Raw genomic sequence first — 5,247 nt, 5'->3', positions numbered from 1 at the left:
GGGCGGCCGGCGGCCAGCCATGTCTCGCGGCTCTGCCCGCCCTTCCACGCGCGGGTGGTGAAGCCGAGGATCTCGGTCTTCACCCCGCACCGCTCCAGCGTCCGCGCGAGGATGTCGGCGCTGATCGCCGCGATCGAGATCGGCCGCCCGCGCATCGATCCGGAATTGTCGATCAGCAGCGTCACCACCGTGTCGCGGAATTCGGTATCGCGCTCGATCTTGTAGCTGAGCGACTGCATCGGGTTGACGACCACGCGCGCCAGCCGCGCGGCGTCCAGCAACCCTTCGTCCTGGTCGAAGTCCCAGGAGCGCGATTGCTGCGCCATCAACCGCCGCTGGAGCCGGTTGGCGAGTTTCGACACCGCCGATTGCAGATGCACCAGCTGCTGGTCGAGATAGCCGCGCAGCCGCGCCAGCTCGTCGGCGTCGCACAGTTCGGTGGCGGCGACCACCTCGTCGAAATCGGTGGTCCAGATGCGATAGTCGAACGCCCGCGACATGTCGGCGGGCGGACGGTTGGGGCGCACCGGCTGCATCCCCTCCTCGCCCTCGTCCCCCGGCTCGCCCTCGGCATCGTCGAGGTCGTCGCCCTCCAGCTGCTCGCTCTCGCCCTCTTCGGACTGGTCCTCGCGCTGCTGGCCGCGCTGTTCCATCTGCGCGTCACCCTCGGACTGTTCGGCGTCGCCCTCGTCCGCTTCGTCGGTGTCCTGGCCCTCCTCGCCCTCGTCCTCCTCGCCGCCCTCGTCGCTTTCCTCGGGCACCTGGTCGCCCTCGACCAGCTCGAGGTCCTGCAGCAATTTGGTGGCCAGTTGCTGGAAGGACCGCTGGTCGTCGAGCGCGAGCGCCAGCGCGCTCAGGTCGGTCTTCTCGCCGATCCATTCGCGCACCAGCGCCAGCCCCGGCTCCGCCGCGACCGGGGAGGGCGCGCCGGTCAGCGCCTCGCGCACCAGCAGTTGCAGCGCGGTCGACAGCGGCACTTCGGAACGGTTGCGCGCGCGGGTTATCGGGTCGGCGCGCAGCTTCACGTCAAGCGCGGTCGCCAGATTGTCGGTGATCCCCTGATAGCCGAGGCTGCCCAGCGCCTCGATTCGCGCGGTTTCCACCGCGTCGAACACCGCGCGCGCCACCGTATCGACCGGCGCGCCGCGCGCGTGCAGCCCGGCGTCGTGGAGCCGCAGCCGCAGCGCGAAGCTGTCGGCGAAGCCGCGCGCCTCCGCCACCTGATCGGCGGGCAGCGTGCGCGCGGGCATCGGCACCTTCAGATGCTTGCCCGACTGCGCGGGCGCATCGGCGGTGAACGCCAGCTCCACCTCCGCCTCGTCCGACAGCGCACGCGCGGTGCCGCTCAATACGGCCTTGAACCGGTCGAGGGGGGTGTCCTGTGCCACTCAGGCCTTGCCCACCACGCTTTCGGGCAGGTCCTTGCCGAACACGCGCTGGTAATATTCGGCGACCAGCGCGCGTTCCGCCTCGTCGCACTTGTTGAGGAAGGACAGGCGGAACGCGAAGCCGACGTCGCCGAAGATCAGGCTGTTCTGCGCCCAGGTGATGACCGTGCGCGGGCTCATCACGGTGGAGATGTCGCCGTTGATGAACCCCTTGCGCGTCAGGTCGGCGACGCGGACCATGTTCTCCACCACCTTCTTGCCATCGGGCTTGTCATATTCGCCCGACTTGGCGAGCACGATCTGCGCCTCCGTGATCGCGGGCAGGTAGTTGAGCGTGACCACCACGTTCCAGCGGTCCATCTGCCCCTGGTTGATCTGCTGCGTGCCGTGGTACAGCCCGCTGGTATCGCCCAGCCCGATCGTATTGGCGGTCGCGAACAGCCGGAAATAGGGGTTGGGGCGAATCACGCGGTTCTGGTCGAGCAGCGTCAGCTTGCCCTCCGTCTCCAGCACGCGCTGGATCACGAACATCACGTCGGGGCGCCCGGCGTCATATTCGTCGAACACCAAGGCGGTCGGCGTCTGCAGCGCCCAGGGGAGCAGGCCTTCGCGGAACTCGGTGACCTGCTGCCCGTCCTTCAGCACGATCGCGTCGCGCCCGACCAGGTCGATGCGGCTGATATGCGCGTCCAGGTTGATGCGGATGCAGGGCCATTTCAGCCGCGCGGCGACCTGTTCGATATGGCTCGACTTGCCGGTGCCGTGATAGCCCTGCACCATCACGCGGCGGTTGTGCGCGAAGCCCGCGACGATCGCCAGCGTGGTATCGGGATCGAAGACATAGGCCGGGTCGAGATCGGGCACCCGTTCGTCCGCCTCGCTGAACGCGGGGCATTCCATGTCGCTGTCGATCCCGAACAGCTCGCGCACGCTCACCATCCTGTCCGGCGCGTCGAGGATCGTCGTGTCGCGACTGTCGGGCTGCGTGTTCGGGATATCGGTCATCAGGAATAAGCCGTCCGCTGGAGGGGTGTGTACCAGTGAGAAGGGATCGCGTTCGCGTCAACCCGCCGCAATCGGCGATACGGCCTTCGCGGGCAGGTGGAAGAGATCGATGAACGCGGCGGCGGCCGCGCGGTTGCCGGCGAACGCGAGATCGCCCGCCGCCTCCGCCTCGGCGATCGGGCGCTTGGCGTAGATCACCGCGGCCATCACCTCGGGCGTCGTCGCGAACACGGCATCGCCCGCGGCGGACGCGCGTACCACCGGCAACGCCCCGTCCGCCAGCCGCGCGACGAACGAATCGCGCGGAAAGCGGAACCCGATCGTCAGCGACAGCCCCACCGCCCGGCCGCGGTCCAGCATGGTGCGCAGCGACAGCATCATCGACGCGGCGGACAGGGGCAGCGCCGGATCGTGATCCGGCGAGCGAGCCGCCCAGCGCCCCAGCGCCTGGATCGTCTCCTCCGCCTCATAGCCCCACGGCGTCAGCTCGTAGCATCGCGACGGCGCGTCGTGCCGCACCAGCACGCCCGCGCGCGCCAGCCCGTCGAGCCGCTGCGTGAGCACGTTGGCGCTGATCCCCGGCAGGCCCGCGCGCAATTCGGAGAAGCGCCGCGGGCCGAACATCAACTCGCGCACCACCAGCATCGCCCATCGCTCGCCCAGCAATTCCAGGCCCAGCGCCGTGCCGCAGGCATCGTCATACCAGCGCGGAGGTGAATTGGTTATCTTTTGTGACTTCATGGTTGCTTTCAATAACTCCAGCCCGCATCCTTGGCGAGCGACGATTCGAGGAGACGGTCCATGTCCTATATCGAAGGCTTCCTCACGCCCGTTCCCGGCCACCGGCGCGACGATTATGTCGCGCATGCCAACGCGGCGTTCGCGATCCTGCGCGACGTCGGGGTCACCCGCCTGGTCGAGGCGTGGGGCGAGGACGTGCCGCGCGGCACGGTCAACGACCTGTGGGGCGCGGTCGACGCGCAGGCCGGCGAGACCGTCGTCTTCTCGTGGTTCGAATATCCCGATCGCGCGGCACGCGATGCCGCGAGCGAGCGGATGAGGACCGATCCGCGCATGGAGGCGCTCGGCGCGGGGATGCCGTTCGACATGCGCCGCATGATCTGGGGCGGCTTCCGTGTCGTCAGCGACGCCGGCGTGACGACGGAGACGGCGGGCTTCGTCGACGGCGTCGTCCTGCCGCTGCCCCGCGACGCGGACGCGGCCTATCGCGATCATGCCGCCGCGCTCGCGCCGGTCTTCCTCGATCACGGCGCGCGGCGCGTGGTCGACACCGCCGCCGACGACGTCCCGGCGGGCGAGGCCACCGATTTCCACCGCGCGGTGCTGGCGCAGGACGGGGAAGCGCCCGCGTTCGGCTGGATCGAATGGCCCTCGCGCGCGGCGCGCGACCAGGGCTGGGGCACGGTGATGGCCGACGCGCGGATGACCGGCGCCGCGCCGCCGCCCTATGACGGCAAAAGGATGGCGTTCGGGGGCTTTTCGGTACTGCTCGATCTGCGCGCGTGATCCCGCGGGCGCATCGGCGCGACAAGCCTCTTGAGCCGGACGGCTTACGCGCTACTTAGGGCGCGCAAGGGCGCGGGTTTGCGGCGATTGCCGCGATCATGTACGCGCCCGTCACGAACGGCGTCGGCGCGCCTCCTGCTTGCCGGCGGTCCGCCTGTTACGAAGACGAGACGCGCATGGCCGAGTTCACGCTCCCGAAGAACAGCAAGATCAAGGGCGGTCGGACGATTCCCTCGCCGCAGCCCGGCGGCGCCATGCGCAACTTCAAGGTCTATCGCTACGATCCCGATTCGGGCGAGAACCCGCGCTACGACACGTTCGAGGTCAATCTCGACGAATGCGGGCCGATGGTCCTCGACGCGCTCATCAAGATCAAGTCGGAGCAGGACAGTTCGCTCACCTTCCGCCGGTCCTGCCGCGAAGGGATCTGCGGATCGTGTTCGATGAACATCGACGGCAAGAACGGGCTGGCCTGCACCACCGCGATCGAGGACGTGAAGGGCGAGGTGAAGATCACCCCGCTGCCCGCGATGGACGTCATCAAGGACCTGGTGCCCGACTTCACGCATTTCTACGCGCAATATGCCTCGATCACCCCGTGGCTGCAGACCGTCACCCCGCCGCCCGCCGGCAAGGAGCGGCTCCAGTCGCCCGAGGAGCGTGCGAAGCTCGACGGCCTGTACGAGTGCATCCTGTGCGCATGCTGCTCGACGTCGTGCCCCAGCTACTGGTGGAATTCCGACAAGTTCCTCGGCCCGGCGATCCTTCTCCAGGCGTATCGCTGGCTGGCGGACAGCCGCGACGAGATGACCGGCGAGCGGCTCGACGCGCTGGAGGATCCGTTCCGCCTGTACCGCTGCCACACGATCATGAACTGCGCCAACGCCTGCCCCAAGGGCCTGTCCCCTGCCAAGGCGATCGCGGAGATCAAGAAGATGGAAGTCGAGCGGATCGTCTGACCGCTCGATGCCCGGATTCCCGACGCCCGCGGACGCCCCGCACCCCGCGTTCATCTACGAGGAGCATCCGCACCATCCCGGCTGGATGCTGTGGGCGCTGCGCGACCCGACGCGCTACAACGCCTTTCTGGGCGAGATCATCGTGCGCATCGACGACGGTATCGCGCGGGTGCGGATGGTCGCGGGGCGGCAGCATTCGAACCTGGCCGATCATGTCCATGGCGGGGTGCTGCTGGGCTTCATCGACGTGGCGATGTTCGCCGCGGTGCGCGCGTTCGGCCTGATCGAGGCCGGGCCGGCGGTGACGCTGGATCTCAACACCCATTTCATCGGCGGCGGCCAGCTGGACGAGCCGCTGGAGGCGCGGG

6 protein-coding genes are annotated in these 5,247 nt (G+C 68.7%); 3 read left to right on the top strand and 3 right to left on the bottom strand.

Going from position 1 to position 5,247, the window contains the following annotated elements; translation table 11 throughout:
* The 3 genes from AX685_RS12310 to AX685_RS12300 form a co-directional block, all read right to left on the bottom strand.
* Window positions 1-1,388: cobaltochelatase CobT-related protein (locus AX685_RS12310; protein ID WP_066489112.1), on the bottom strand; the 1,388-nt coding region annotated here is incomplete at its 3' end.
* The gene (cobS, locus tag AX685_RS12305; protein ID WP_066489107.1) at window positions 1,389-2,393 is read right to left on the bottom strand and encodes a cobaltochelatase subunit CobS; all 1,005 of its coding nucleotides are present in this window, start codon (window positions 2,391-2,393) and stop codon (window positions 1,389-1,391) included.
* A gap of 57 nt (window positions 2,394-2,450) precedes the next feature.
* On the bottom strand, window positions 2,451-3,134 hold the full coding sequence (locus AX685_RS12300; RefSeq protein WP_066489105.1) for a winged helix-turn-helix transcriptional regulator: 684 nt from the start codon (window positions 3,132-3,134) through the stop codon (window positions 2,451-2,453).
* Between the two features lie 60 nt (window positions 3,135-3,194).
* Here AX685_RS12300 and AX685_RS12295 point away from each other — a divergent pair, with 60 nt between their 5' ends.
* The 3 genes from AX685_RS12295 to AX685_RS12285 form a co-directional block, all read left to right on the top strand.
* Window positions 3,195-3,920, top strand: coding sequence for a DUF1428 domain-containing protein (locus AX685_RS12295; RefSeq protein WP_066489103.1), 726 nt, complete (start codon window positions 3,195-3,197; stop codon window positions 3,918-3,920).
* Between the two features lie 176 nt (window positions 3,921-4,096).
* Window positions 4,097-4,879: a succinate dehydrogenase iron-sulfur subunit gene (locus AX685_RS12290; protein WP_066489097.1), complete on the top strand. Its 783-nt coding sequence runs from the start codon at window positions 4,097-4,099 to the stop codon at window positions 4,877-4,879.
* A 7-nt stretch (window positions 4,880-4,886) separates the two neighbouring features.
* Window positions 4,887-5,247, top strand: a 361-nt coding sequence (locus AX685_RS12285; RefSeq protein WP_066489095.1) for a PaaI family thioesterase, incomplete at its 3' end; no start/stop codon positions are given.

Source organism: Sphingomonas sp. CCH9-F2 (assembly GCF_001556735.1).
In the GTDB taxonomy this organism is placed as follows: Bacteria; Pseudomonadota; Alphaproteobacteria; order Sphingomonadales; family Sphingomonadaceae; genus Sphingomonas; species Sphingomonas ginsenosidimutans.
Note: the sequence above shows the minus strand (reverse complement) of the source record. Positions and strands in the feature narration are given on the sequence as shown.